The 24,820-nt window shown below is 64.4% G+C and carries 21 protein-coding genes; 13 read left to right on the forward strand and 8 right to left on the reverse strand.

Annotated elements, in window-relative coordinates; genetic code table 11:
- Positions 1-6: 6 nt before the first annotated feature.
- The 3 genes from CRO75_RS03835 (at position 7) to CRO75_RS03845 (ending at position 2,788) form a co-directional block, all read left to right on the forward strand.
- Complete coding sequence (locus tag CRO75_RS03835) at positions 7-684, forward strand: response regulator transcription factor (protein ID WP_007930075.1); 678 nt, start codon at positions 7-9, stop codon at positions 682-684.
- A 256-nt stretch (positions 685-940) separates the two neighbouring features.
- Positions 941-1,378 carry an LTXXQ domain-containing protein gene (locus CRO75_RS03840; RefSeq protein WP_016702278.1) on the forward strand — a complete coding sequence of 146 codons (438 nt, stop codon included), beginning with the start codon at positions 941-943 and terminating at the stop codon, positions 1,376-1,378.
- A gap of 69 nt (positions 1,379-1,447) precedes the next feature.
- On the forward strand, positions 1,448-2,788 hold the full coding sequence (locus CRO75_RS03845) for a HAMP domain-containing sensor histidine kinase (RefSeq protein WP_097134478.1): 1,341 nt from the start codon (positions 1,448-1,450) through the stop codon (positions 2,786-2,788).
- Between the two features lie 12 nt (positions 2,789-2,800).
- Here CRO75_RS03845 and CRO75_RS03850 read toward each other — a convergent pair whose 3' ends face one another.
- A complete protein-coding gene (locus tag CRO75_RS03850) occupies positions 2,801-3,367 on the reverse strand; it encodes a nitroreductase family protein (RefSeq protein WP_097134479.1) in 567 nt (188 codons plus the stop codon).
- Between the two features lie 120 nt (positions 3,368-3,487).
- On the opposite strand from CRO75_RS03850, the gene CRO75_RS03855 reads away from it, so the two are divergent.
- On the forward strand, positions 3,488-4,942 hold the full coding sequence (locus CRO75_RS03855) for a TrkH family potassium uptake protein (RefSeq protein WP_009042687.1): 1,455 nt from the start codon (positions 3,488-3,490) through the stop codon (positions 4,940-4,942).
- On the opposite strand, the gene CRO75_RS03860 is transcribed toward CRO75_RS03855, so the two are convergent.
- Entirely contained in the window at positions 4,899-5,960 is a 1,062-nt protein-coding gene (locus CRO75_RS03860; protein ID WP_009042686.1) for an AraC family transcriptional regulator, read from the reverse strand. The genes CRO75_RS03855 and CRO75_RS03860 overlap by 44 nt on opposite strands.
- Before the next feature lie 162 nt (positions 5,961-6,122).
- Between CRO75_RS03860 and CRO75_RS03865 the strand changes: the two genes are divergently transcribed.
- Together CRO75_RS03865 and CRO75_RS03870 are read left to right on the forward strand one after the other, a co-directional pair.
- Positions 6,123-6,434, forward strand: a complete 312-nt coding sequence (locus CRO75_RS03865) for a DUF962 domain-containing protein (RefSeq protein ID WP_092418040.1) — start codon at positions 6,123-6,125, stop codon at positions 6,432-6,434.
- 99 nt (positions 6,435-6,533) lie between these two features.
- The gene (locus CRO75_RS03870; protein WP_009042685.1) at positions 6,534-7,124 is read left to right on the forward strand and encodes a phosphohydrolase; all 591 of its coding nucleotides are present in this window, start codon (positions 6,534-6,536) and stop codon (positions 7,122-7,124) included.
- An 87-nt stretch (positions 7,125-7,211) separates the two neighbouring features.
- Here the strand turns inward: CRO75_RS03870 and CRO75_RS03875 are convergent, their stop codons facing one another.
- Complete coding sequence (locus CRO75_RS03875) at positions 7,212-8,033, reverse strand: UDP-2,3-diacylglucosamine diphosphatase (protein ID WP_009042684.1); 822 nt, start codon at positions 8,031-8,033, stop codon at positions 7,212-7,214.
- 132 nt (positions 8,034-8,165) lie between these two features.
- On the opposite strand from CRO75_RS03875, the gene CRO75_RS03880 reads away from it, so the two are divergent.
- Positions 8,166-8,924: an AraC family transcriptional regulator gene (locus CRO75_RS03880; protein WP_092418039.1), complete on the forward strand. Its 759-nt coding sequence runs from the start codon at positions 8,166-8,168 to the stop codon at positions 8,922-8,924.
- Between the two features lie 94 nt (positions 8,925-9,018).
- Positions 9,019-9,909, forward strand: a complete 891-nt coding sequence (locus tag CRO75_RS03885) for a DMT family transporter (protein ID WP_097134480.1) — start codon at positions 9,019-9,021, stop codon at positions 9,907-9,909.
- On the opposite strand, the gene CRO75_RS03890 is transcribed toward CRO75_RS03885, so the two are convergent.
- Positions 9,903-10,190 (reverse strand): SelT/SelW/SelH family protein, encoded by a 288-nt coding sequence (locus tag CRO75_RS03890; protein ID WP_007929749.1) that lies wholly within the window; start codon positions 10,188-10,190, stop codon positions 9,903-9,905. The genes CRO75_RS03885 and CRO75_RS03890 overlap by 7 nt on opposite strands.
- A gap of 71 nt (positions 10,191-10,261) precedes the next feature.
- On the opposite strand from CRO75_RS03890, the gene CRO75_RS03895 reads away from it, so the two are divergent.
- Entirely contained in the window at positions 10,262-12,451 is a 2,190-nt protein-coding gene (locus CRO75_RS03895; RefSeq protein WP_097134481.1) for a patatin-like phospholipase family protein, read from the forward strand.
- Here CRO75_RS03895 and CRO75_RS03900 read toward each other — a convergent pair.
- From CRO75_RS03900 to recQ, 3 genes are all read right to left on the reverse strand, one after another.
- Positions 12,424-13,566: a peptidoglycan-binding protein LysM gene (locus CRO75_RS03900; RefSeq protein WP_097134482.1), complete on the reverse strand. Its 1,143-nt coding sequence runs from the start codon at positions 13,564-13,566 to the stop codon at positions 12,424-12,426. The two genes, CRO75_RS03895 and CRO75_RS03900, sit on opposite strands and share 28 nt — an antisense overlap.
- A 129-nt stretch (positions 13,567-13,695) precedes the next feature.
- Positions 13,696-14,130, reverse strand: coding sequence for a MarR family transcriptional regulator (locus tag CRO75_RS03905; protein ID WP_007929752.1), 435 nt, complete (start codon positions 14,128-14,130; stop codon positions 13,696-13,698).
- 124 nt (positions 14,131-14,254) lie between these two features.
- The gene (gene recQ / locus CRO75_RS03910) at positions 14,255-16,381 is read right to left on the reverse strand and encodes a DNA helicase RecQ (RefSeq protein ID WP_097134483.1); all 2,127 of its coding nucleotides are present in this window, start codon (positions 16,379-16,381) and stop codon (positions 14,255-14,257) included.
- A gap of 274 nt (positions 16,382-16,655) precedes the next feature.
- Here recQ and CRO75_RS03915 point away from each other — a divergent pair, with 274 nt between their 5' ends.
- The 4 genes from CRO75_RS03915 (at position 16,656) to lapD (ending at position 20,424) form a co-directional block, all read left to right on the forward strand.
- Positions 16,656-17,243, forward strand: a complete 588-nt coding sequence (locus tag CRO75_RS03915; protein ID WP_007929756.1) for a YecA family protein — start codon at positions 16,656-16,658, stop codon at positions 17,241-17,243.
- A gap of 10 nt (positions 17,244-17,253) precedes the next feature.
- Positions 17,254-17,649, forward strand: a complete 396-nt coding sequence (locus CRO75_RS03920; protein WP_007929758.1) for a DUF454 family protein — start codon at positions 17,254-17,256, stop codon at positions 17,647-17,649.
- A gap of 108 nt (positions 17,650-17,757) precedes the next feature.
- Entirely contained in the window at positions 17,758-18,465 is a 708-nt protein-coding gene (locus CRO75_RS03925; protein ID WP_097134484.1) for a transglutaminase-like cysteine peptidase, read from the forward strand.
- A gap of 18 nt (positions 18,466-18,483) precedes the next feature.
- On the forward strand, positions 18,484-20,424 hold the full coding sequence (gene lapD, locus CRO75_RS03930) for a cyclic di-GMP receptor LapD (RefSeq protein ID WP_097134485.1): 1,941 nt from the start codon (positions 18,484-18,486) through the stop codon (positions 20,422-20,424).
- A 62-nt stretch (positions 20,425-20,486) separates the two neighbouring features.
- Here the strand turns inward: lapD and CRO75_RS03935 are convergent.
- On the reverse strand, positions 20,487-24,820 hold a 4,334-nt coding region (locus tag CRO75_RS03935; RefSeq protein ID WP_097134486.1), incomplete at its 5' end, for a VCBS domain-containing protein.

Below are 24,820 nucleotides of genomic sequence, written 5' to 3' on the forward strand. Positions count from 1 at the left end.
TGATTCATGAGCGACCTGTTACTGATTGACGATGACCAGGAACTCTGCGAGCTCCTGACCAGCTGGCTGGGCCAGGAAGGTTTTCAGGTACGGGCCTGCCACGATGGCCTGAGCGCCCGTCGCGCCCTGGCCGACCACGCTCCGGCGGCGGTGGTGCTGGACGTGATGCTGCCCGACGGCAGCGGCCTGGAACTGCTCAAGCAACTGCGCAGCGACCACCCGGACTTGCCGGTGCTGATGCTCTCGGCCCGCGGCGAGCCCCTGGACCGCATCCTCGGCCTGGAGCTGGGCGCCGACGACTACCTGGCCAAGCCCTGCGATCCGCGTGAACTGACCGCCCGCCTGCGTGCCGTGCTGCGCCGCAGCCACCCGACCGCGGTGTCCAGCCAGATGGAGCTGGGCGACCTGTGTTTCAGCCCTGTGCGCGGCGTGGTCAGCATCGACGAACAGGACATCACCCTCACCGTTTCCGAAAGCCGCCTGCTGGAAGCCTTGCTTAAGCAACCGGGCGAGCCGCTGGACAAGCAGGAACTGGCGCAGATCGCCCTGGGCCGCAAGCTGACCCTGTACGACCGCAGCCTGGACATGCACGTCAGCAACCTGCGCAAGAAGATCGGCCCGCACCCCGACGGCCGCCCGCGCATCGTCGCCCTGCGCAGCCGTGGCTACTACTACAGCCTCTGACTCTGAACAGATCCCTGCTCCTGCCGCCGCTGCCGCAGGCTGCGATAGAGCCGCCGCCCTCCTGCATTCGCAAGATCCCCGCGACCGTACCGGTCGTTCGCAGCCTCGCAGGCTCGGCAGCGGCTACAGGCGTTATGTCAGTTTCGCCAAAAAACGTCTTTACCCAAGCTTTACCCTTCGCTGACCGCCGCTGACCTTGCTCTGCGTAATCTGCACACATCCGGAACTGACCGGGAATGAGACAAGGAGATACACCATGCGCAAGACCCTGATCGCTCTGATGTTCGCCGCCGCCCTGCCGACCGTGGCCATGGCCATGCCGGAAGGCGCAGGTCCCATGGGGCCGATGGATGGCCCGCGCCACAGCGAACACATGCGCGGCAAAGGCCCTTACAGCCAGCTGGACCTGAGCCACGAACAGCGCCAACAGATCCGCAAGCTGATGGGTGAGCAGATGCACGAGCGCAAGCAGCTGGTGCAGAAGTACCTGGAAAAACTGTCGCCGGCCGACCAGAAGGCCATGAAGGACGAGATCGCCGCCAAGCGCCAGAAAACCGAAGCCGATATCCGCGCCCTGCTCAAGCCGGAACAACAGAAAGAGTTTGACGCCATCCAGAAGAAACACGCCGAGCGCCGCGCCGAATGGGCCGAGTTCAAGGCCTGGAAAGCGCAACAGCCGCAAAAAGCGCAATAATGCTTTAGCGCTTATCCCACAGCCCAGCCCAGTGGCCCCCACTGGGCTTTCCTTGTTTGAGGACTTTCCGTGCGTTCATTGTTCTGGCGCATCCTCGCCAGCTTCTGGCTGGCCATCACCCTGGTTGCAGGGCTGTCGATTCTGCTTGGCCACATGCTGAACCAGGATGCCTGGATCCTCAGTCGCCATCCGGGCCTCAATACCCTGGCCGAAGAGTGGACGCGCACCTACGAAGAACAAGGCGAAGACGCCGCCCAGGAGATCCTCGAGCAGCGCAAGCACCAGTATCACGTCAACGTGCAAGTGCTCAACGACGCCGGCGACCCGGTGGTCCGCGGCACCTTCCCGCGCCGCGCGGCCGCCTTGGAGGCCCGGCAGAACAACGATGACCGGCGCCTGCCCTGGCGGCGCCTGACCGCCGAATACACCAGCCCGAAAACCGGCGAAACCTACCTGCTGATCTACCGCATCCCCCACCCGGAACTGGACGCCTGGCATCGCGACAGCCTGCTGTGGCCGCTGAGCGCCCTGACCATCGCGCTGGTGGTGCTGACCCTGTTCAGCCTGCTGGTGACCCTGTCCATCACCCGCCCCCTCAGCCGTTTGCGCGGTGCGGTGCATGACCTGGGACAGGCCACCTACCAACAGAACAGCCTGGCCCGCCTGGCCGCCCGCCGCGACGAGTTCGGTGTGCTGGCCAAGGACTTCAACCGCATGGGCTCGCGCCTGCAAAGCCTGATCGGCAGCCAGCGCCAACTGCTGCGCGATGTCTCCCACGAGCTGCGCTCGCCGCTGGCGCGCCTGCGCATCGCCCTGGCGCTGGCCGAGCGCGCCACGGCCGAGGAGCGCGAGCGCCTGTGGCCGCGCCTGACCCGCGAATGTGACCGCCTGGAAGCGCTGATCAGCGAGATCCTGGTGCTGGCCCGGGTCGATGCCGACAACGCCAGCGCCGAAGAGGTGGACCTCAACGCCCTGCTCGACAACCTGCAGAAGGATGCCCAACTGGCCTGCCCGGAACAGCCAGTGAACATCCAGGCCGAATCGCAACTCAGCCTCAAGGGCTGGCCGACCATGATCGAGCGGGCGGTGGACAATCTGCTGCGCAATGCCCAGCGCTTCAACCCGGCCGGACAGCCGATCGAAGTGCAGGCATTGCGTCAGGGGGACAGGATCGTACTCAGCGTCCGCGATCACGGCCCCGGCGTGGAGGCCGAACATTTGCGCCAGCTGGGGGAACCCTTCTACCGCGCCCCGGGCCAGGCCGCGCCGGGTCACGGGCTGGGCCTGGCCATCGCCCGGCGCGCCGCGGAACGCCATGGCGGCAGCCTGACCCTGGACAATCATCCGCAGGGTGGCTTTATCGCCAGCCTGGAGTTGCCGTTGGTGCCAGGCGTTACTGCCCAGGCCTGAGCAGCCTCAGGATCAGGCCTTGCCCGACCAGGCGCTGACGAACTCCGCCGTATCCACCTTGGGCGCGACCCGTGGCTCGTTCAGCGGCGTGCCCAGGTACAGGAAGGCGATGATTTCTTCACCTTCGCCCAGGCCAAGGCCCTGGGCGACATGGGGTGAATAGGACAGCTCGCCGGTACGCCACACTGCACCGATACCCTGGGCATAGGCCGCCAGCAGGATGCCGTGGGCGGCACAGCCGGCCGCCAGCCGTTGCTCCGACTTCGGCACCTTGACGTGCTCCTGCAGGCGAGCCACCACAACCACCACCAACGGCGCGCGCAGCGGCATGGCACGGGCCTTGTCCAGGGCCGCCTGGGTCACTTCGCCCCCCTGCAATTGCACCGCCTCCACCAGCAGCTCGCCCAACTGCTCGCGGGCCGTACCTTCCACCGTCAGAAAGCGCCACGGCCGCAACTGGCCATGATCCGGGGCGCGCAATGCCGCCGCGAACAGCGCTTCGCGTTGCGCCGCCGTCGGCGCCGGGTCCACCAGACGCGGTACGGAAACACGGTTGAGCAATGCGTCGAGAGCCTCCATCGGCCACCTCCTGAAAAAAATGTCCGGCCATTCTACCGGGAAGTGCCTTCCGGGTGCCGGTTTACATGCTCTGCGCCGCAGGTAGAATGGCGCCCTCCTTATCAGCCCCGAGCGGACCTCATGGCGTTGCCGACCCTACGGATCATTGGTTTCATCATCGGCATTTTCCTGATCACCCTGGCCATCGCCATGGTCATTCCGATGGCAACGCTGGTGTTGTTCGAACGCACCGGCGACCTGCCGTCGTTCCTCTGGGCCAGCATGATCACTTTCGTCGCCGGCCTGGCCCTGGTGATACCGGGGCGTCCGGAACATGTGCACCTGCGTCCGCGGGACATGTACCTGCTGACGGTGTCCAGCTGGCTGGTGGTGTGCATCTTCGCCGCCCTGCCGTTTTTGCTGACCCAGCACATCAGCTACACCGACTCGTTCTTTGAAAGCATGTCCGGCATCACCGCCACCGGCGCCACCGTGCTCAGCGGCCTGGACAACATGTCGCCGGGCATCCTGATGTGGCGCTCCCTGCTGCACTGGCTCGGCGGCATCGGCTTCATCGGCATGGCGGTGGCGATCCTGCCGCTGCTGCGCATCGGTGGCATGCGCCTGTTCCAGACCGAATCCTCGGACCGCTCGGAAAAGGTCATGCCGCGTTCGCACATGGTGGCGCGGCTGATCGTGGCGGCGTATGTCGGCATCACCATTCTCGGCAGCCTGGCCTTCTGGTGGGCCGGGATGAGCCTGTTCGACGCGATCAACCACGCGATGTCGGCGATTTCCACCGGCGGCTTCTCCACCTCCGACAGCTCGCTGGCGCACTGGCCGCAACCGGCGGTGCACTGGGTGGCGGTGGTGGTGATGATCCTCGGCAGCCTGCCGTTCACCCTGTACGTCGCCACCCTGCGCGGCAACCGCCGGGCGCTGATCAAGGACCAGCAGGTCCAGGGCCTGCTCGGCATGCTGCTGGTGACCTGGCTGGTGCTCGGCACCTGGTACTGGTGGACCACCCAGCTGCATTGGCTGGAGGCCCTGCGTCACGTCGCACTGAACGTCACCTCGGTGGTCACCACAACCGGTTTCGCCCTGGGCGACTACAGCCTGTGGGGCAACTTCTCGCTGATGCTGTTCTTTTACCTGGGCTTCGTCGGCGGCTGTTCCGGCTCGACCGCCGGCGGGATCAAGATTTTCCGCTTCCAGGTCGCCTATATCCTGCTCAAGGCCAACTTGAACCAGCTGATCCACCCGCGCGCGGTGATCAAACAGAAATACAACGGTCACCGCCTCGACGAGGAAATCGTCCGTTCGATCCTGACCTTCTCGTTCTTCTTCGCCATCACCATCTGCGTGATCGCCCTGGCGCTGTCGCTGCTGGGGGTGGACTGGATGACCGCCCTGACCGGCGCGGCCAGTACGGTGTCAGGGGTCGGCCCGGGCCTGGGCGAAACCATCGGCCCGGCCGGCAACTTCGCCACCCTGCCGGACGCCGCCAAGTGGATTCTGTCCCTGGGCATGCTGCTCGGGCGGTTGGAGATCATCACCGTATTCGTGCTGTGTATTCCGGCATTCTGGCGTCACTGACAGCGGCCCCGGACTCCTGCAACCGCGCCCGGTATTCGCCGGGCGTGGCATCGAACCAGCGGCGGAAAGCGCGGAAAAAGTTGCTCGGGTCGGCAAACCCCAACAGATAGGCAATCTCCAGCAAGGTCATGCTCGGCTGCGCCAGGTACTGCTCGGCCAATTCACGACGGGTGTCGTCGAGCAGGGTCTGGAAACTGGTGCCCTCCTCCTGCAGACGCCGTTGCAGGGTGCGCTGGGACAGGTGCAGGGTCTGGGCCACGGTTTCGCGCTTCGGCTCGCCCTGGGGCAGCAACCGGCACAGTGCCTGGCGCGCCTTGTGCGTCACCCGGCTTTCGGAGAAGCGCGCCAGGTACTCACCGGCGAAGCGGTCATGCAGCCGCGCCATGGCTTCATTGGCGGTCGGCAACGGCGCTTCCATATCGGCCCGCTCGAAAATCAACGCATCGTAAGGCGCGTTGAACACCAGCGGCGCATGAAACGCCTGCTTGTAGGGCTCCAGATCGACCGGCACCGCCCCCTGCATCAGGACCTGGCGCGGCTGCAGCGTACGCCCGGTCAACCAGCCACACAGCGCCAGCGCACAGGCCAGCGAGGCCTCGGCACTTTGCCGGGTCGGCGGCAGATGATCGCCGTGCACCGTCAGAATCAACGCATAACCTTCAGGTAAAAGTCGGAAACTCAGATCAGCGCTTTCCGCGATGATCCGCTGATAGCGCACCAAACGCTGGAAACCCTCGGCCAGGGTACGACTGGACATCAGGGCATACCCGGCCACGTTGAAGGAAGCCGGTCGCACCACCTTGCCCATGTTCAGGCCGATCGCCGGGTTGCCGGACTGCTCCACCGCACGCTGCCAGAGACGCGTCATCGAGTCCTGGGGGAAGCGTGCGTCCGGGTCGTCCAGCGCGGCATAGTCGAGCCCGATCTGCTTGAACAATGCACGGCAATCCAGGCCGTCCATCTCCAGAGCTTTGACAATTCCCATCGCCCAGCTTGCAGAAGTCGTTCGTTCGCTCATGGTGGGTTCTTTTACATGATGAGCCGCATGCTACGGCCGATTTCCCAAGGATACTAAAGTGGCGCCTATTGTCACTGGCCCCAACCATTGATGACTCTAGACTCAAATAAGCTCCCCGCAGAGCATCCCGCTGACAGAACAACAACCACAGAGATCGCAGTCGTGGATAACATCAAGCAATTCAATAGCTTCGCCGAGTTCTATGCGTATTACCTGAGCGAGCACAGCAACAGCACCTGCCGCCGCCTGCACTTCGTTGGCACGACCCTGGTGATCTTCATCCTCGCCTTCGCCATCGGCAAAGGCGCCTGGCTATTGCTGCTGGCCCTGCCGGTGGCCGGCTACAGCTTCGCCTGGGTCGGTCATTTCTTCTTCGAGAAAAACCGCCCGGCCACCTTCCAGCATCCGCTCTATAGCCTTCTGGGCGATTTCGTCATGTACCGCGACATGCTGACCGGCAAGGTGCCGTTCTAGGCCTGGCCGGACAGCAAGGCGTCCTGCACAGCCAGTGCAGGATTGGATCCAAGGCATAGACTCCCATCGTTGCGCACAAAAACAACAAGAGGATGGCCGATGAACGCTCACGCCCGTTTCACCCACATGAAGGATGGCACCCAGGAAGACTGGGCGATCATCGCCGCGGATTTCAGCGCCTACGCCAAGCAGTTGCCAGCGCGCATCGTGGCGCACCTGAAGTTGCTCGAGGGCGATTTTGGCGGCTTCCCGGTGGACCGCCTGACCCACTCGCTGCAAACCGCCAGCCGGGCCTGGCATGACGGCCGCGACGAGGAATACGTGGTCTGCGCCCTGCTCCACGACATCGGCGACACCCTGGGTTCCTACAATCACCCGGACATCGCCGCGGCGATCCTCAAGCCCTTCGTCAGCCCCGAGAACCTGTGGATGGTGGAGAAACACGGGATCTTCCAGGGCTACTACTTCTTCCATCACCTGGGCATGGACCGGCACCTGCGCGAGCAATTCAAGGACCACCCGCTGTATCTGCAGACCGCCGAATTCTGTGCCAAGTACGACGCCGCGGCATTCGATCCAGGCTACGACAGCCTGCCCCTGAGCTTTTTCGAACCCATGCTCGAACGTCTGTTCGCCCAGCCGAAAAACTCGATCTACAAGGCCGCCATGAAGGAACACGCGCCGGCCTGAGGACAGCTGCGCGGCCATCGCGAGCAAGCTCTCTCCTACAGGGGGGATCTCCGGTTTTTGTAGGAGCGAGCTTGCTCGCGATACTCTTCAGGCCAGCTCCGCGACCTTGGCCAGTTCGGCCTTGCGCTGCGCCTCCCGCGCCTGGGCATCAGCCAGGCGATACAGCTCGATGGTGCCGTCCCAATGCTCGATCAGGGCGGTGCACGACTCGACCCAATCCCCGCAGTTGAGGTAGTCCACCTCGCCGACCTTGCGGATCTCGGCATGGTGAATGTGCCCGCACACCACGCCGTGCAGCTCGCGCTTCACGCATTCGTGAGCGATGGCTTCCTCGAAGTCGCTGATAAAGCTGACCGCAGTCTTGACCTTGTGCTTGAGGTAGGCCGACAACGACCAGTAACCGTAGCCATAGCGCGCCCGCCAGTGATTCAGCCAGCGATTGAGGGTCAGGGTGAACTCGTAGGCCGAATCGCCGAGAAAGGCCAGCCAGCGATGGTAGCGGGTGATGACATCGAACTGGTCGCCATGGATCACCAGCAGGTGCCGGCCGTCGGCGGTGACGTGCACCGCCTCGTCCACCAACTGGATATTGCCCAGGATCAGTTTCGAATAACGGCGCAGGAATTCGTCGTGGTTGCCGGTGACGTAGATCACCTCGGTGCCGCGCTTGCTCATGGTCAGCAGGCGGCGGATGACGTTGGTGTGTGCCTGGGGCCAGTACATGCCGCCGCGCAGCTTCCAGCCGTCGATGATGTCGCCGACCAGGTAGATCCGGTCGGCGTGATAGCCCTTGAGGAACTGCGACAGATGCTCCGCCTGGCAGTCCCGGGTGCCCAGATGCACATCGGAAATCCACAGGGTGCGCACGCGTTGTTTACGACTGGGTCTGGCGAGTTCGGCACTGGTCATGGGCACGCTCCTGCATTTTCTGCGAGCTTGCACCCCAGCGATTAATCGCCTGTGACAGAAATACGGCAGTCCGATGACAACGCTGAAGCCCAGGCCGCCGGTGTAGACTGCCGTTCTGCCAAGGAGACTGCGATGAGACCGATCCTCACGCTACGCCAATACAGCCACGACCTGATCGTCCACAGCCACGAACACGCGCAACTGGTGTTCGGCCTGTCGGGCCAGCTCGACTTCGAGGTCGACGGCCAGGGCAGCCAGGTGGTCCAGCAGAGCTTCGTGGTAGTGCCTTCCGGCGCCCATCATGCCTGCGGCAGCCCCAACGGCAGTCGCTGCCTGGTGCTCGATGTGCCCGACGAACATTGGCTGCTGCAGTCGCTGGGCGATCACGCCGATGCCAGTCGACGCCTGCTCGACAACCCTGGACGCCTGCCCCTGGATACGGCGCAGAGCCAACTGGTCAACTGGCTCGCCGGCAGCCCGGTCAACGACCCGCTGATTGCCCAGCAAGGCGCCGTGCTGTTGCTGGCCAGCCTCAACCAGGCCAGCCCCGCCAGCATCGGCGGCCGACGCCTGCCCTATGCCGCCTTGAATGCCCATATCGATAAACACGCCGCCCATCCACTGCAAGTGGCCGACCTGGCGCAAATCGCCGGGTTGTCCAGCGCTCGCCTGCATGCGCGGTTTGTCGCCGAATGCGGGCAGACGCCGATGGACTATATCCGCAGCCGACGCCTGCACATGGCCGCCGGGCTGTTGCGCGATTCGGCGCTGCCCATCGGCGAAATCGCCAGCCGCGTCGGCTACAGCTCCCAGAGCGCTTTCGCCGCCGCAGTGCTGCGCGAGTTCGGTGTCTCCCCCGGCAAGCTGCGGCGCGCGACAGGCCAGCGCTAGGCTGTCGACAAAAAACGCGAGGATCGCGACAGACCGGGTCCTGCCCAGGCTTTTAGACTGGCACCGCTCCGCTCAACCGTCTTGAAGGATTGAAATGACTCCGCGTACTGCCCTTGGCGCCCTGCATATCGGCGCATTGATGTTCGGCCTCACCGGTGTATTCGGCAAACTCACCGCCGCTTCGCCGGCCATCATCGTCTTTGGTCGCGCGGCGTTCGCGGTGCTCGCCCTGGCGTTCTTCGCCCGCTGCGCCAGCAGCATCCGCTGGCAACGGCTGCAGGCCACGGACGGGTGGCGCCTGCTGCTCAGCGGCCTGCTGCTGGCCGGGCACTGGGTGAGTTTCTTCATCGCGGTGAAAGTCGCCGGCGTGGCCATCGCCACCCTGGGCTTCGCCAGCTTCCCGGCCTTCACGGTGATCCTCGAAGGGCTGATTTTTCGTGAGCGGATCCGCCTCAACGAAATTGTCCTGGTGGCCCTGGTCAGCGTCGGCCTGGTGCTGGTCACGCCGGACTTCGACCTCGCCAGCGAAGCCACCATCGGGCTGCTCTGGGCCGCGGGATCGGGCCTGCTGTTCGCCCTGCTGTCACTGAACAATCGCGCCAGTTCCGCACGCATCCCGGCGGTACAGGCGGCGCTGTGCCAGAACGTAGTGGTTGCCTTGTGCTTGCTGCCGGTGGCGGCGCCGGGGTTGAGCGAGGTCCGGGCCATCGACTGGTTGTGGATCAGCCTGCTCGGCATTTTCTGCACCGGCCTGGCCCACAGCCTGTTCGTCGCCAGCCTCGCGGTGATCAAGGCGCGCACCGCGGCGGTGGTGTTCGCCCTGGAGCCGGTCTACGGGATTACCGTGGCCTGGCTGCTGTTCAACGAGACGCCGACGCTGCGCATGCTGATCGGCGGCGTCTTGATCATCCTCGCCATCGTGGTCTCCAGCAGACTGTCCGGCTCAAGCAAAAAAGCGCCAGTGGCGGAAGTCGCGTCTCACTGAGTGCGGTCGTTGTGGCCGAGGTCGCGCTGCGGATCGATCTGGTCGCGCACCCGCTGCTTGAGTACCTTGGCTTCGGGAAAACCGCCATCGGCCTTGCGCTCCCAGATCTGTACGCCGTCGCAGGTAATGCGGAACGTGCCGCCGGTAGCCGGTTCCAGGGACACCTTGCCCAGGTCGTCGCTGAAGGTACTCAGCAGTTCCTGGGCCAGCCAGGCGGCGCGCAGCAGCCACTGGCACTGGGTGCAATAGGTGATGACCACTTCGGGTTTACGTTCTGACATGGTGCTGCCGACTCCTGGGCTCAAGGGCGTCGTTATAATAGCCGCCTTTATCGCTCGCCCCGAGATCCATGATGCGTCGTTTGCTGTCCTGCCTGCTCCTGTGTTTGCTCCCCGTGTACCTGCACGCCGCCGAAGCGCCACGGCCGAAGATCGGCCTGGTGTTGTCCGGCGGCGCCGCCCGTGGCCTGGCGCATATCGGCGTGCTCAAGGCCCTGGAGGAGCAAGGCGTGAAGATCGATGCGATTGCCGGCACCAGCATGGGCGCGGTGATCGGCGGGCTGTACGCCTCGGGCTACAAGATCGACGAGCTGGAAAAATTGGCCCTGGGCATCGACTGGCAACAGGCGCTGTCCGACGCGCCGCCCCGGGAAGACATACCGTTTCGTCGCAAGCAGGATGACCGCGACTTCCTGGTGAAACAGAAACTCAGCTTCCGCGACGACGGCAGCCTCGGCCTGCCGCTGGGGGTCATCCAGGGCCAGAACCTGGCGCTGCTACTGGAAAGCATGCTGGCCCACGCCAGCGATACCCGGGACTTCGACAAGCTGCCGATCCCCTTCCGCGCGGTCGCCACCGACATCGCCAGCGGCGAGAAAGTAGTGTTCCGCAAGGGCCACCTGCCCCGGGTGATTCGCGCCAGCATGTCGATCCCGGCGGTGTTCGCCCCGGTGGAAATGGATGGCCGGCTGCTGGTGGACGGTGGCATGACCGACAACATTCCGCTGGATGTGGCCCGCGACATGGGCGTGGACATCGCCATCGTGGTCGACATCGGCACCCCGCTGCGCTCGCGCCAGCAGTTGGCGACCGTGGTCGATGTGCTGAACCAGTCCATCACCCTGATGACCCGGCGCAACTCCGAGGAACAATTGGCGACCCTGCACAAGAATGACGTGCTGATCCAGCCGCCCCTGGCCAGTTTCGGGGTCACCGACTTCGGTCGCGCCCAGGAAATGATCGACGCCGGCTACCGCGCCACCCGCATCCTCGACGCACGCCTGGCGCCGCTGCGCCGAGCCGAACCGATGGATGCCGAACTCAGCGCCGCGCGCACGCCCAGCCAGCGCACCCCGATCATCACCGCGATCCGGGTGGAAAACGATTCGAAGGTCAGCGACGACGTGATCCGTTACTACATCCGCCAGCACATCGGCGAGCCTCTGGACCTGGGCCGGCTGCAGACCGACATGGGCACGCTGTATGGCCTGGACTACTTCGAGCAGGTGCAATACCGCGTGGTCCACAAGGGCAATGACCATACCCTGGTGATCAACGCCCGGGGCAAACGCAGCGGCACCGACTACCTGCGCCTGGGGCTGAACCTGTCCGACGACATGCGCGGCGACAGTGCTTTCAACCTGGGCGCCAGCTACCGGGTCAACGGCATCAACAGCCTCGGCGCCGAATGGCTGACCCGGGTGCAGATCGGTGATCAGCAGGAGCTCTACAGCGAGTTCTATCAGCCGCTGGACGTCGGCTCGCGCTACTTCATCGCGCCGTATATCGGTCTTGAATCACAGAACATCGAAGCCGTGCTGGATAACGACCCGATCGCCGAGTACCGCCTGGAACGCTATGGTTTCGGCCTCAATATCGGGCGCCAGATCGGCAACAGCGGCGAGATCCGTTTCGGTGTCGGCGAGGCCTGGGGCAAGGCCGATGTCCGTGTCGGCGACCAGGACCTGCCCAGCGAAAGCTTCAACGAGGGTTACTACGAACTGCGCTACTCGTTCGACTCCCTGGACAATGTCTACTTCCCCCACGCGGGCGAGGACATCGGCCTGTCGCTGCGCCAGTTCGAACCCAGCCTGGGCTCGGACAAGCGCTACCGGCAGTGGGAGTTCAAGCTGGACAAGGCCCTGAGCAGCGGCCCGAACACCTTTATCCTCGGCGGTCGGTATGGCCGGACCCTGGATGAGGCCGAAGTGGTGACCTCAAGCTTCGTGCTGGGCGGCGCCCGCCAGCTGTCGGGCTTCCGCCAGGATGCGCTCTCGGGCCAGAACGTCAGCCTGATGCGGGGCGTCTACTACCGGCGGCTGACACCCCGCTCCTACCTGCCCCTGGACTTCCCGCTGTATATCGGCGGCTCCCTGGAGCGAGGGCGGGCCTGGAACAACGACAACGAGTTCGACAGTGGCTACATCAACGCCGCCAGCATCTTCCTTGGTTTCGACACGCCGCTGGGGCCGCTGAATTTCAGTTACGGCATCAACGACGACAACCAGAAAGCGGTCTACCTCAACTTGGGCCAGACGTTCTGAGGCTTGGCGTCCGACTCGGCTTCGGCCTTGCTGCCGGAGCCCGGTTCGTCTGGCTCCTCCAGGCGCCAGACGATCGAATCGGCATTGAATGGCGCCGGTGCTGCGGTAGGAGACGGCGGAGCGCTGACAGGGGGCGTTGATCTGAACGACTCCTGGGCTGCCACCGTCGTCACAGCACTGGCCAGCGTTCGTGTGGGCCGACTCTCGGGGGCCGTCTGTGCTTCCGGTACGGCAGCGGACTGACGACGGCGACGCATGACCAACACCACCAGCCAGGCCGTCAGCAGCAAGGCGGCAAGCATCAGCCAGGGATTCGAGCCCTCATCAGTCTCTGGGGCCTGTTCGGCTGGCTGGGGTGGGCTGACTGCGGTGGGTGTCGCGGGCGCGGGCGCCGGGGCAGGATTATCGGCAGGCTTGCTCAGGGCTTCGGCCAACTGACGTTGCAGCTCCACCAGCTGTTGCTGCTGGCGCGCCAGTTGTTCGTCCCGCTGCTGCAATGTGTTGCGCAGCTCTTGGGCCTGGTCCTGCAATTGCTGCTTGGCCTGCAGGGCTTGCGCCAATTGTCCGGCCGCAGGATCGCTCGCCTTGGCCGCCGCGGGTGGCGCCTGGGTGGCGATCGCCGGTTCGGGTTTTGCTATGTCCCTGGCCGGGGCCGGCACTATCTCGGGGCTTCCCGGGGGATCGATCAGCAGCGTGTACTCGCGCAACTGCCGGCCATTGGCCTGGTTCACCTGCAGCAGGAAATCCAGGAACGGCTCGTTCACCGGCTTGCTCGACACTACCCGGATCACCCTGCGCTCGCCCTGCAAAACCTGGGTAAAACGCAAGTCTTCGAGAAACGGCAAGCGCTCGATACCGGCCTGCTTGAACTCGCTGGCCGTCGCCAGGCTGACCGACAACTCGCCCTCCTCCAGAGCTTGTGCCTGCACCAGGGCGATCTCCGCCTCCAGCGGTTGGTTCAGCGCCGAATGCACGGTGATTTCACCCAGGCCCACCGCCGAAGCCAGGGACGAATACAAGGCCGCCAGTACCGGCAGAAGGAACAAAGAACGATTCTTCGCCACCCAGGACGACCCGACGAAACCGCGCAGAGCGGCCAGCAGACTCTGGAACATGAGCACCCTTCTTGAGGACCGAAAGCGACCACAGCGGCGATACGCTGGCTGCGCATGCCGCTGTGGACCTGGTATTTCTTATAGTCCGCCGGTGTCGGTAGCTCAAAAATCCGCGGCGCTAGTTATGCCTCAAGACTTTTCCAGATTGGCCAGGATGTGCGCATGAACCCGCATGCATACCCGCATATCCTCTTCATCGACACCGACGAACAATTCACTGCGCAGGGCTGTGGCGATGGTTTCGATCTGTTCGATCAAGGGCAGCGCCGGGGCGCACAGAACGATCTTCTTTGCCCGGCGATCCTCGACCACCGACTGCCGTTGCACCAAACCCTGGGTTTCCAGGCTGTCGAGCAGCCGCGCCAGGGTCGGTCCTTCGACGCCGACACTCTGGGCAAGTTCACGCTGGGTCGGGGCTTCATCGAAACGGGCGAGGTGCAGCAGCACCAGCCAGCGGGCCTGGGACAGGCCAAGTCCGGCCAGACGGCGATCCAGTTCGGCGCGCCAGCCTCGGGACATCTGCGCCAACTGCATGCCAAAACGGTGTTGATCGGTTAACGGCATAGACAACTCATGAGTTAGTAGACTGAAAATTAAGAAAAACTAATTATTAGTCAGCTAAGCATGACAGTTGCCGAGTGGCAAGGTTTGCCATGAACTGAATCGTTACATCTTGCCGTCGGGCAACTCACATCTCGAATTCCGATTCCAGCGCCGCACGCACGCAATACAGCACACCTTCCGGCACGCGACCGGCAAACAGCTCGGCCACTTCGCTCACCGAGGGCAGCTCGCCTTCGCCGTCGAGAAAAGCGTCCTGGATCTCGCCGAGCAGGTCTTCCGGCAGATCCAGCGCCTGTTCCAGGGATAGCTGCTGCTTACCCACGGCCCCGGCGAGCATCGTGTAAACGTTCTTTTCCGAGCACTGCAACTGCCCGGCGATCTGCAGTGGCGTCATGCCGGCGCGGGCCAGGGTAATCAGCTCGTGGCGGATGTCGGCCACCACTTTCGGCGCCTCCACCTGGCCGCCCAACACTTCGAGGAAGGCCTCGCCGTAGCGCTCCAGCTTGCGCGCGCCGACGCCGCTGACCCGGGCCATTTCCGCCAGGGAGCCGGGTTGGCTGCGGAGCATCTCCAGCAAGGTGGAGTCGGGGAAAATGACATAGGGCGGCACGCCATGTTCTTCCGCCAGCTTGCGCCGCAGGGCGCGCAAGGCTTCCCACTGTTCGCGCTCTTCGCCACGTACCAGTTGGCTGGCCTGGCTGGTGCTGCTCTTGGCGGCGGTCTGCGGCTTTATGTCGCGGCGCAGTTCCAGGCTCACCTCGCCCTTGAGCAGCGGCCGGCAGCTGTCGCTCAGACGCAGGCCGCCGTAGCCTTCCAGATCGATGTCGACCAGGCCGCGGGCCACCAGTTGGCGAAACAGCGAGCGCCATTCGCCTTCGCTGCGCGCCTTGCCCACGCCGAACACGGAAAGATGCTGATGACCGAAGCTGCGGACCTTTTCCGTGTCCTTGCCCAGCAGCACGTCCACCAAGTGGCCAACGCCATACCGCTGGCCGGTGCGATAGATCGCCGACAGTGCCTGGCGCGCCGGCTCGGTGGCATCCCAGGTCTGCACGCCATCGACGCAGTTGTCGCAATGGCCGCATGGCTGTGGCATGTCTTCGTCGAAATAGGCCAGCAGGGTCTGGCGCCGGCAGCGGGTTTCCTCGCACAGCGCCAGCATGGCATCGAGCTTGTGCTGCTCCAGGCGTTTGTGGCGTTCGTCGCCCTCGGAATTCTGCAGCATCTGCTTGAGCATCAGCACGTCCTGCAGGCCGTAGGCCATCCAGGCATCGGCAGGCAGGCCGTCACGCCCGGCACGCCCGGTTTCCTGGTAATAGGCCTCGAGGGACTTGGGCAGGTCCAGGTGCGCCACGAAGCGCACGTTGGGTTTGTCGATGCCCATGCCGAAAGCGATGGTCGCAACCATGATCAGCCCTTCCTCGTTGAGGAAACGCTTCTGGTGATAGGCCCGCAGCTCGCTGGGCAACCCGGCGTGATACGGCAGCGCCGGAAAGCCCTGCTCGCAGAGGAAGGCGGCAACCTCGTCGACCTTCTTGCGCGACAGGCAATAGACGATGCCGGCGTCGCTGCGTCGTTCGCTGAGGAACGCCAGCAACTGCTTGCGCGGCTGTTCCTTGGGAACGATGCGATAGAAGATGTTCGGACGGTCGAAGCTGGAGAGGAAACGCTCGGCATCCTGCAGGTGCAGGCGATTGACGATTTCCTCGCGGGTACGCTTGTCGGCGGTGGCGGTCAGGGCGATGCGCGGCACCTGGGGGAACATTTCCGCCAGCTGGCCCAGCTGCAAGTACTCCGGACGGAAGTCATGCCCCCACTGGGACACGCAATGCGCCTCGTCGATAGCGAACAGGGCGATGTCGAGGTTCTGCAGGAACGCCAGCATCCGCGGCTGCACCAGTCGCTCCGGTGCCAGGTACAGCATCTTCACCTCGCCCCGCCGGATGCGCGCGGCCAGGTCGCGCTGCTGTTCGGCGCTCAGGGTGGAGTTCAGCGCCGCCGCGGCGACCCCCAGCTCCTCCAGGGTCGCGACCTGATCGTCCATCAGCGCGATCAAAGGCGAGACCACTACCGCCAGGCCCTCGCGAAGCAAGGCCGGAACCTGGAAGCACAATGACTTGCCGCCGCCGGTAGGCATCAGTACCAGGGCGTCGCCGCCACTGGCCACACGCTCAATGATCGCACCTTGGCGGCCACGGAAACTGTCGTAGCCGAAGATGTCCTTGAGGACGCGCTGAGCCTGTTCGAGCATGAAAAACTCCAAAAATCGCTGAAATCCCTGTGCGCAGGCTGGCCGAAAAGGCCACGGTTTTCACTGACAAATCCGTTAGCGGACTTTTCCTGGACCGTCATGACGCCTGCCGGGCATCACAAAACGCGCAAGTATACCCGAGCACTTGCCGGCGAAGGGTGCCGACAATGGACCGCTGGTAACCTTTAGAAGCGCGCAAATCTGCGCTGCGGCTGGCCTGGGCGCTCAAGAAGGCCTAGAATTCAGCATCGTTTATTCCCAAGGTAGTCCTTCAATGTCCTTCGCTGAGCAATTAACCCGCCTGCAAGCCTTCCTCGACGCCGATGAGCTGCATGACGAGGCGCTGGACTATGTGGCCGCCCACGGCTACCTGACTGCGCTGTCCATCTGTTCCGAAAGCGTTCCCGACCGTGAGTGGATCGACGCCCTGTTCGCCGAGGAGCCGCACTACAGCGACGCCGCCCAGCGCGAAGAGATCGAATCCACCCTGATTGCCCTCAAGGCCCACATCGCCCGCCAACTGGCTTCCGACGAAGAGTTCGAGCTGCCGTGCGACCTCGACCTCGGCGACGAACCGGACGACTCCGACCTGCGCGGCTGGTGCATCGGTTTCATGGAAGGCGTGTTCCTGCGCGAAGCGGCTTGGTTCGAAACCGCCGAGGAAGAAGTCAGCGAGATGCTCCTGCCGATCATGGTCGGTTCCGGCCTGTTCGACGAACAACCCGAGTTCTCCGACATCGCCAGCGATGCCAACCTGATGGACGACATGATCGTGCAGATCCCGGAAGCCCTGACCGCGCTGTACCTGCTGTGCAACGCGCCGGACGAAAAACCGGCCATTCTCAAGCCCCGTCACCACTGAGTCACCGCCTATGGCCAAGCCCATAGGCAACCGCCCCCTGATCCTGCGTTACGTTCTGCTGGCCATCGGCTGGCTGAGCGTAGTGCTGGGGGTGACCGGCATCTTCCTCCCGGTATTGCCCACTACCCCCTTCCTGCTGCTGGCCGCCGCCTGCTTTGCCCGCAGTTCGCCGCGCTTCTATCGGTGGCTGGTGGAACATCCGCGGCTCGGCCCGTGGATCCGCGATTACCTGGACGGCCACGGTATCCCGCTCAAAGGCAAGGTCTACGCCATCGGCCTGATGTGGCTGAGCATCGGCCTGTCCTGCTACCTGGTGCCCCTGCCCTGGGCCCGCGGCTTCATGCTGACCAGCGCGGTGCTGGTGACGATCTACATCCTGCGCCAGAAGACCCTGCACAAGCCTTGAACCCGGCCCTGCGCGCCGCCTTCCTCCGTTCGTGGCAACCCGACCAACTGCCCATGCTCGCGAAAAATACCGCCTAGACTTCAGACACCTGCATTCGAGCAGCCCGCCATGCCCGCACGTTCGCGTCGCCCCGAGTGGACACTGCTCCGGTTTCGGCTGGCCGGCTGGTCGCTGTTGCTGATCTGTTTGTGGACCGACCCGGGCAATGTGCGGGCAAACTGGGAGTTCGTTTCCGCCCTGAGCACCTTCGAGTACCGTCATCAGGTCCTGGGCCCGGCCCGGGAGCGTCTCGAGGCCTGGAACCAGTTGTTGCAGGACCTGACCGGGCGACCGGAATACGAACAACTGAATGCCATCAACCGCTTCTTCAACCAGCAACTGAGCTTCAAGGAGGACCAGCGCACCTGGCAGCAGAGCGATTATTGGGCCACGCCGATCGAGGCCCTGCTCAAGGGCGCCGGGGATTGCGAGGACTACGCACTGGCCAAGTATTTCAGCCTGCGCAGCCTGGGGGTCTCCAGCGACAAACTGCGCCTCACTTACGTCAAGGCCAGGCACGGCAACCGGCCGCATATGGTCCTGGCCTATTACCCCAGCCCCGGCGCCGGACCGCTGATACTGGACAACCTCAGCAGCGACATTCGTTCCGCCGCCCAGCGCCAGGATCCGAACCCGGTATACGCCTTCAATGCCGAGGGGCTGTACCTGCCCGGAGTGGCTGGCGACACGCGCAGCATCGACCCGAAAAAACTCTCGCGCTGGCAGGACGTACTGAAAAAGATGCGGGACGAGGGCTTCACGGTGGGTAATGGCTGATCCGACAAGGAGTGCCGAATGTCGCTACTCAAGCAACTGTTCATCGCCATCTGCCTGTTCCTGCTGGTGGCCTTCAGCGGCAGTTTTTTTGTCAGCCTGGAAAGCTCCCGCGAGCAGATGCTCAACCAGCTGCGCTCCCACGCCCAGGATGCGGCCACCGCCCTGGGCCTGTCCCTGACCAGCCAGGTCGACGACCCGGCGATGATGGAACTGATGGTCAGTTCGATCTTCGACAGCGGCTACTACAACAGCATCCGGGTGGTGAACATCGAAGATGAAAGCATTCTGCTGGAGCGTTCGGTGCCTGCCAGGATCGAGGGCGTACCCCAGTGGTTCGTCAGGCTGGTGAACCTGCGCCCGCAAGGTGGCGACGCCCTGGTCATGCGTGGCTGGGAACAGGTGGCGCGGGTGGAAGTGCTGAGCAACCCGCAGTTCGCCCTGGCCAGGCTCTGGGACAGCAGCGCCGGCAGCCTGCTCTGGCTGCTGGTGTGCGGCTTGCTCAGCGCGGTGTTCGGCGGCTGGCTGCTGCGACGCCAGTTGCGACCGCTGGACGCCATGGTCAGGCAGGCCGAAGCCATCAGCCACCGCGAGTTCCTCAGCCTGGCGACGGTGCCGCGCACGCCCGAGCTCAAGCGGGTGGTCCTGGCCATGAACCAGATGGTGGAAAAACTCAAGGCCCTGTTCGCCGAAGAGGCCGCGCGCAGCGAGAAACTGCGGGCCGAATCCTATCAGGACAGCCTGACCGGCCTGGCCAACCGACGCCTGCTGGACGAACAGCTCGGCGATCAGTTGCTGCTCAACGAGCAGAGTGGCGATGGTTATCTGCTGATGCTGCGGGTCAATGACCTCAGTGGCCTGAACCAGCGCCTGGGCGGCCAGCGCACTGACGCCCTGATCAAGAGCATCGGCGATCTGCTCAAGCGCATCAGCGCCCAGGCCGACCGACGCCACTGGCTGGCGGCGCGCAATCGCGGCGGCGAATTCAGCCTGCTGACACCGGGCTTGGACAGCCGCGGCGCCGAGCGCCTGGCCATGGAAATCAGCGCCACCCTGGAGAACCTGCGCCTGACCGCGGCCAGCGACTGCACACCGGTGGCGCACCTGGGCATAGTCGCCTACCGGCCCGGCGACCCGCTGAGCGGCGTATGGTTGCGCCTGGACCAGGCGCTGGCGCAGGCCCAGCAGCACCCCGAGCGTCCCTGGGCATTGCTGCAGGAGTTCGCCGCCGGCCCCAGCCAGCCGCAGCATGACTGGCGCGCCTGGATCGACGACGCCCTGAGCAACGGCAAGTTGAAGTTGTATTTCCAGCCGGTGGTGCAGTGCGCCGACACCAGCGAGGTGCTGCATCACAAAGTGCTGGCGCGCTTGCTCGACCCGCAGGGCGAAGCCATTGCCGCCGGGCATTTCCTGCCGTGGATCGAGCGCCTGGGCTGGTCGGCACGCTTCGACCTGGCCATGCTCGAACACACCCTGGATTATCTGCTCGAGCATGCCTGGCCGCTGGCCCTGAGCCTGTCCGGCAGCACCCTGCGCGACCCCGACGCGTTGCGGCGGATCCTCGACCAACTCAAGGCCCTGCCCGACCTGGCCAAGTTACTGACCCTGGAGATCGACGAACGCCAACTGCCCTCGGCCAGCGAGCTGCAGCAATTGAGCCAGCGCCTGCGGGACAGCGGCTACCGGATCGGCCTGCAACATTTCGGCGGCAACTTCAGCCAGATCGGCAACCTCGCCCACCTCGGCCTGGCCTACCTGAAAGTCGATGGCAGCTACATCCGCGACATCGACCGGCAAAGCGACAAACAGCTGTTCATCGAGGCGATATTTCGCGCCACCCACAGCATCGACCTGCCGCTGATCGCCGAACGGGTCGAGACCCAGGGCGAACTGGACACCCTCAAGGCCCTGGGCCTGTTCGGGGTCATGGGGCGGCTGATCGGCCCACCGGAACCGATGTAGCCCCTTCCCCGCACAGCCCCGGCGCCAACCTCGGTCTAGGCTGGCGCCGGGCCCGCCGGGCCTCAGACGGTATCGACCTTCAACGAATGGTCGTTGAGCATGCCGTTGATGATGGTCGCAGTATCCGCGCCACCCGCGATCACTCCGCCTGCGCCCGGTGTCACCCCGTAGTGCTCCGCCAGGTTGACCCCGGCCAGATCGATGGTCTGGCTCGGCAAGGCCCCCGCCGCCGCGCTGACGTCGATACTGGTGATCAGCGACGGACCGCTGCCAGTGACCGTGAAGTGCAGGTAATCATCCAGCGATGCGCTGCTGGCGTTCTCGCCCTGCAGCAGTTGCGACAGGTCGAGTTTGTCGATACCCGGCGTGAAGTCGGTGACCAGGTCATGCCCGCTGTTGCCCTGCTGCCACTGGAAGGTGTCGCTGCCGCTGCCACCGGTCAGGGTGTTGTTGCCCATCCCGCCGATCAACAGGTCGTCGCCGCCACCGCCGTTGAGCACATCGTTGCCCAGGCCGCCGGTGATGATGTTGGCGTTGTTGTCGCCGGTCAGGGTGTCGTTGTAGTTGGAGCCCACCAGGTTTTCGATGGCGGTCAGGGTATCGGTCCCGGCGCCACCGGTGTTCTGCGCACCGAGCAGCGAGAGGTCGACCGTGACCCCGGCACTGGCATGGGCGTAGCTGGCGGTGTCGTTGCCCGTGCCGCCGTCGAGCAGGTCGTTGCCCGGCCCGCCGAACAGCAGGTCGTTACCCGCGCCGCCGTGCAAGGTGTTGTTGCCGCTGCCGGCGATGAGTACATCGTTGCCGTCGCCGGCATTGATCAGGTTGTCGCCACTGCCGGCCAGCAGCACATCGTCGCCAGCGGTACCGGTCAGGGTATGGCCGTCCTGATAGCTGATGCTCACCGCCGCACTGTCGCTGCCGCCATGGCTGTCGCTGGCGGTGTAGGTGCCGTGGTAATCCGGCGTGGACTCCTGGCCACCCGCGTAGTTGACGGTCATGGTCAGCTGGTAGTTTTCCGAACCGTTGGCGTTGCCGCCGCTGGGGTTGGTCAGGTTGGTGATATGGATCTGGTAGGTGCCGTCCGCCCCCGCGGAGAACGAAGCGCCGTCGGCGATCGCGGTGTAGGCCCCGCCATTGAAGGCGTATTCCATGCCCACCCGGCCCGCCGTCAGGTTGTGATCCAGGTTCAGGGTCTCGCCCTGCTTCAGGTTGACGCTGATCACATCCTCGTCGTTGTCATTGCCGTTGTTGATGCTGCCCAGGAAGCCGCTGATCACCACCGCGGCCGTCATCGCCGCCGTATTGGCATTGAACGAAGCCCGGGCGACGGTCAGGGTCTGGTTGGACCCTCCGGTGAAGCCGATGGTCTGCAGGCTGCCGGCGGTAAAGTCCGCCCCAGGGGACAGCCAGCCGGTGTTGAAGCTGGTCGGCGCGGCTGTCAGCGGATCGCCGTTGGCGTCGCTGTCGTTGGCCAGCAGGGCATCGGCCGGCACCACGATAGTGCCCGACAGAATGTTGGTGATGATGTGGTCGTCGCCCGCCACCGGCGCCGCGTTGGGATTGACCTTGACCACCAGGGTCGAGCTGGCCAGGTCGCCGTCGTTATCGCTGACGGTGAAGCCGACTGTCTCGGTCAGCACCACGCTGGTGACTTTCTGCGAGGTGTAGGTGTAATCGCCGGTGTCGAGTTTCACCACCAGCGTGCCGCCGTTGTTGGTGGCGATGCTGAGGCTGTTATCCAGGGTATTGAAGGTGCCGTGGTTGACCCCGCCGCTGAAGCTCAGCGAGCCCTGGTTGCTATTGCCGTTGGGGTCATAGGTGTAGGTGGTGCCATCGACCACCAGGGTCTTGATGAAACCTCCGTCGGCGCCGAACGAGCCACCTTCGCCAAGCAGGCTGCCGGTGACCGGGGTGCCCTGTACCGTACCGGCCAGCACCGAGTCGAGCTGGTTCAGGTCGGTGACCACCACCGCATTGGTATCGATGTGGGTACTGCCGTCATAGGCCAGCGGGTCGAGGTTGCCGTTGCTGACACCGCTGCCCAGGCCGATTGCATAGTTCTTGATGCCGTTGGCGTCGAGGAAGGCTTTCCAGGCGGTCTCGTCGGCGGTGCCGATCTCCTGGCCATCGGTGGGCTTGCCGTCGGAGAAGAAATAACCGACGTTCTGCGCCCCGCTGATCTGGCCACTGGTGACAAACGCCAGCTTCGCCGCGGCCACGGCCGCATCGTAGTTGGTGCCGCCGCCCGCGGTCAGGGAGGCGATGATCGACTTGGCCGTCGCCACGTCGACCCAGATCGGCGTCTTGTCCGTGGCGCTGCTGCTGAAGGTGACGATCTGCACCTTCACATCGCCCATGTCGTCGTACTTGTCGAGCAAGGTGCTGATCGCCTGCTTGGCCAGTTCCAGGCGCGACAGGCCGGGGACGCCCGACGGATCGGCCATGCTGCCGGATACATCGATCACCAGCAGCAGGTTGGAATCGACCTCCAGCGCGGTGACCGCCCGCTCGCTGGCGACCGCCTGAGGCACATCGTCGACGATGCTGATCTGGATGGTGCTGGTGGTGGTATTGCCCACCGCGTCGGTGGCCTTGTAGGTGAAGCTTTCGCTCAGCACGTTCGGGCCGTCGTTGGCGTTCGGCGAGGTTTTCGGCGCCGAGGTCAGGGTGTAGCGGTAGGTGCCGTCGGGGTTGAGCAGGATCTGCCCGTAAGTGCCGGTGGCGCTGCCGACCAGGGTGTAGGTAATCGCACCGCTGCCGCCGATGACCGAGCCGACCAGGGTACCGCTGGCGGTTTCGCCGGTATTGCCCGGGTCACTGCCAACCACCGTACCGGCCGCCAGGTCCTGGCCGTCCTTGCTCAGGTCCAGGGCTTTTTCGAAGACAGTGATGTCCTGGTCAGTGACCGCCCTGAGCTCGGTGCCGCAGATCTGGATGGTGATGGTGGTGGTGCTTTCATCGCCGTCCGCGTCACGCACGGTATAGACGAACACATCCTGCGAATCATGAGCGGTGACCGAGTTCGGATTGCTGTGATAGGTCGCGTTGCCGAAGGCGTCCAGGGTCAGCGTGCCATACAGGCCGTTGATGGTGGTGTTCAAGCCGCCAATGGCCGAGGTCGAGGTGTCGCTGCCGGCGCGCACGCCGACCACCGCGCCAGTGATTGCCGGGCCATCGGCGCCGCCAATGTCGTTACCCAGCACGTTGCCGCTGATGGTCGTGCCTTCGTCGGCCATCGCCACATCGGGATGAGCGGTGGGCAGGTCGTCGACGATATTCACATCCAGCACCCCGGAGGCGCTGCTGCCGTCGCCATCGCTGGCGAACACAGTGAAATGCTCGGCGATGCTGTTGGCCCCCAGCCCCGTCGGATGGCTTTCATTGTCGAGCAGGGTGTAGCTGTAGGCGACGACACCGAGGCTGGCGTCGTAGCCGGTAATGGTCAGCACGTTACCCAAGGCCGTCAGGATCGATTGCGGGAAGCTCGCGGCCACCCCGCCGGTCACCACATTGATCCCGCCCACTGTCAGGGTTTGCAGGCCGTCCGGGGCGTTGACCAGGAAGAAGCCGCTCTGGGTCAAGGCCGGGGCGTTGGGGCTGGTGCCATCGCTGAGGTGCTTCTCGTAGACCGTCAGCTCGCCACCCGGGATATCCAGGCAGTGCAGGGTCACGCAGTCGTCGTTGTTATGGACGTTCAGCACCAGGTTGGCGGTGCTCGGGTCGCCGTCGGCGTCGGTGAGGGTGTAGGCGAAGGTCTCGGTACCGCTGCCATTACCGTGCAAAGCCTTGAAGTCGGCGTCCGCGGTGTTGAGGGTGTAGGTGTAGGTGCCATCGGCGGCCAGGACCAGGGTGCCGTAGGTACCGGTGAAGGTGCCGGCGGTCACTGGGCCTGTGGGTACGCGGTCAGCGCCCTGCACGTCGTTGGTCAACACGTTGCCGCTGAGCACCAGCTGGCTTTCCGAGGCGACACCATTGCTGTCATCGACTGCCGTTGGCAAATCGTCCACCACATTCACATCCAGCGAACCGCTGGCCGTGCTGCCATCGACATCGGTCGCCACCACATTGAAGTGTTCGCTGAGGCTGTTGGCGCCATTGGCGGTTGGGTGATCCTCGTTGTCCGCCAGGGTGTAGCTGTAGCTGATCACCCCAGTAGCCGCGTTGTAGCCCGTGATGGTCAGGGTGTTGCCCAAGGCCGTGGTCACCGACTGTGGAAAACCGGTGGCAATTCCACCACTGACCACACTGATGCCACCCACCGTCAAGGTTTGCAGGCCGTCCAGCGCGGTCACAGTGAAGGTGCCGCTTTGGGTCAGTGCCGCGGCATCCGGGCTGCTGCCGTCCGCCAGGTGTTTCTCGTAGACCGTCAGTTCGCCGCCGTTGGTATCCAGGCCAT

The sequence above is a fragment of the Pseudomonas sp. LAMO17WK12:I10 genome (assembly GCF_900215185.1).
Lineage (GTDB): Bacteria > Pseudomonadota > Gammaproteobacteria > Pseudomonadales > Pseudomonadaceae > Aquipseudomonas > Aquipseudomonas chlororaphis.

What these genes read in the sequence shown, in the direction of transcription:
- CRO75_RS03835 (WP_007930075.1), top strand. Translation starts at nt 7, where the DNA reads ATGAGCGACCTGTTACTGATTGACGATGACCAGGAACTCTGCGAGCTC.
- CRO75_RS03840 (WP_016702278.1), top strand. Translation starts at nt 941, where the DNA reads ATGCGCAAGACCCTGATCGCTCTGATGTTCGCCGCCGCCCTGCCGACC.
- CRO75_RS03850 (WP_097134479.1), bottom strand. Translation starts at nt 3,367, where the DNA reads ATGGAGGCTCTCGACGCATTGCTCAACCGTGTTTCCGTACCGCGTCTG.
- CRO75_RS03855 (WP_009042687.1), top strand. Translation starts at nt 3,488, where the DNA reads ATGGCGTTGCCGACCCTACGGATCATTGGTTTCATCATCGGCATTTTC.
- CRO75_RS03860 (WP_009042686.1), bottom strand. Translation starts at nt 5,960, where the DNA reads ATGAGCGAACGAACGACTTCTGCAAGCTGGGCGATGGGAATTGTCAAA.
- CRO75_RS03870 (WP_009042685.1), top strand. Translation starts at nt 6,534, where the DNA reads ATGAACGCTCACGCCCGTTTCACCCACATGAAGGATGGCACCCAGGAA.
- CRO75_RS03875 (WP_009042684.1), bottom strand. Translation starts at nt 8,033, where the DNA reads ATGACCAGTGCCGAACTCGCCAGACCCAGTCGTAAACAACGCGTGCGC.
- CRO75_RS03880 (WP_092418039.1), top strand. Translation starts at nt 8,166, where the DNA reads ATGAGACCGATCCTCACGCTACGCCAATACAGCCACGACCTGATCGTC.
- CRO75_RS03885 (WP_097134480.1), top strand. Translation starts at nt 9,019, where the DNA reads ATGACTCCGCGTACTGCCCTTGGCGCCCTGCATATCGGCGCATTGATG.
- CRO75_RS03890 (WP_007929749.1), bottom strand. Translation starts at nt 10,190, where the DNA reads ATGTCAGAACGTAAACCCGAAGTGGTCATCACCTATTGCACCCAGTGC.
- CRO75_RS03895 (WP_097134481.1), top strand. Translation starts at nt 10,262, where the DNA reads ATGCGTCGTTTGCTGTCCTGCCTGCTCCTGTGTTTGCTCCCCGTGTAC.
- CRO75_RS03900 (WP_097134482.1), bottom strand. Translation starts at nt 13,566, where the DNA reads ATGTTCCAGAGTCTGCTGGCCGCTCTGCGCGGTTTCGTCGGGTCGTCC.
- CRO75_RS03905 (WP_007929752.1), bottom strand. Translation starts at nt 14,130, where the DNA reads ATGCCGTTAACCGATCAACACCGTTTTGGCATGCAGTTGGCGCAGATG.
- recQ (WP_097134483.1), bottom strand. Translation starts at nt 16,381, where the DNA reads ATGCTCGAACAGGCTCAGCGCGTCCTCAAGGACATCTTCGGCTACGAC.
- CRO75_RS03915 (WP_007929756.1), top strand. Translation starts at nt 16,656, where the DNA reads ATGTCCTTCGCTGAGCAATTAACCCGCCTGCAAGCCTTCCTCGACGCC.
- CRO75_RS03920 (WP_007929758.1), top strand. Translation starts at nt 17,254, where the DNA reads ATGGCCAAGCCCATAGGCAACCGCCCCCTGATCCTGCGTTACGTTCTG.
- CRO75_RS03925 (WP_097134484.1), top strand. Translation starts at nt 17,758, where the DNA reads ATGCCCGCACGTTCGCGTCGCCCCGAGTGGACACTGCTCCGGTTTCGG.
- lapD (WP_097134485.1), top strand. Translation starts at nt 18,484, where the DNA reads ATGTCGCTACTCAAGCAACTGTTCATCGCCATCTGCCTGTTCCTGCTG.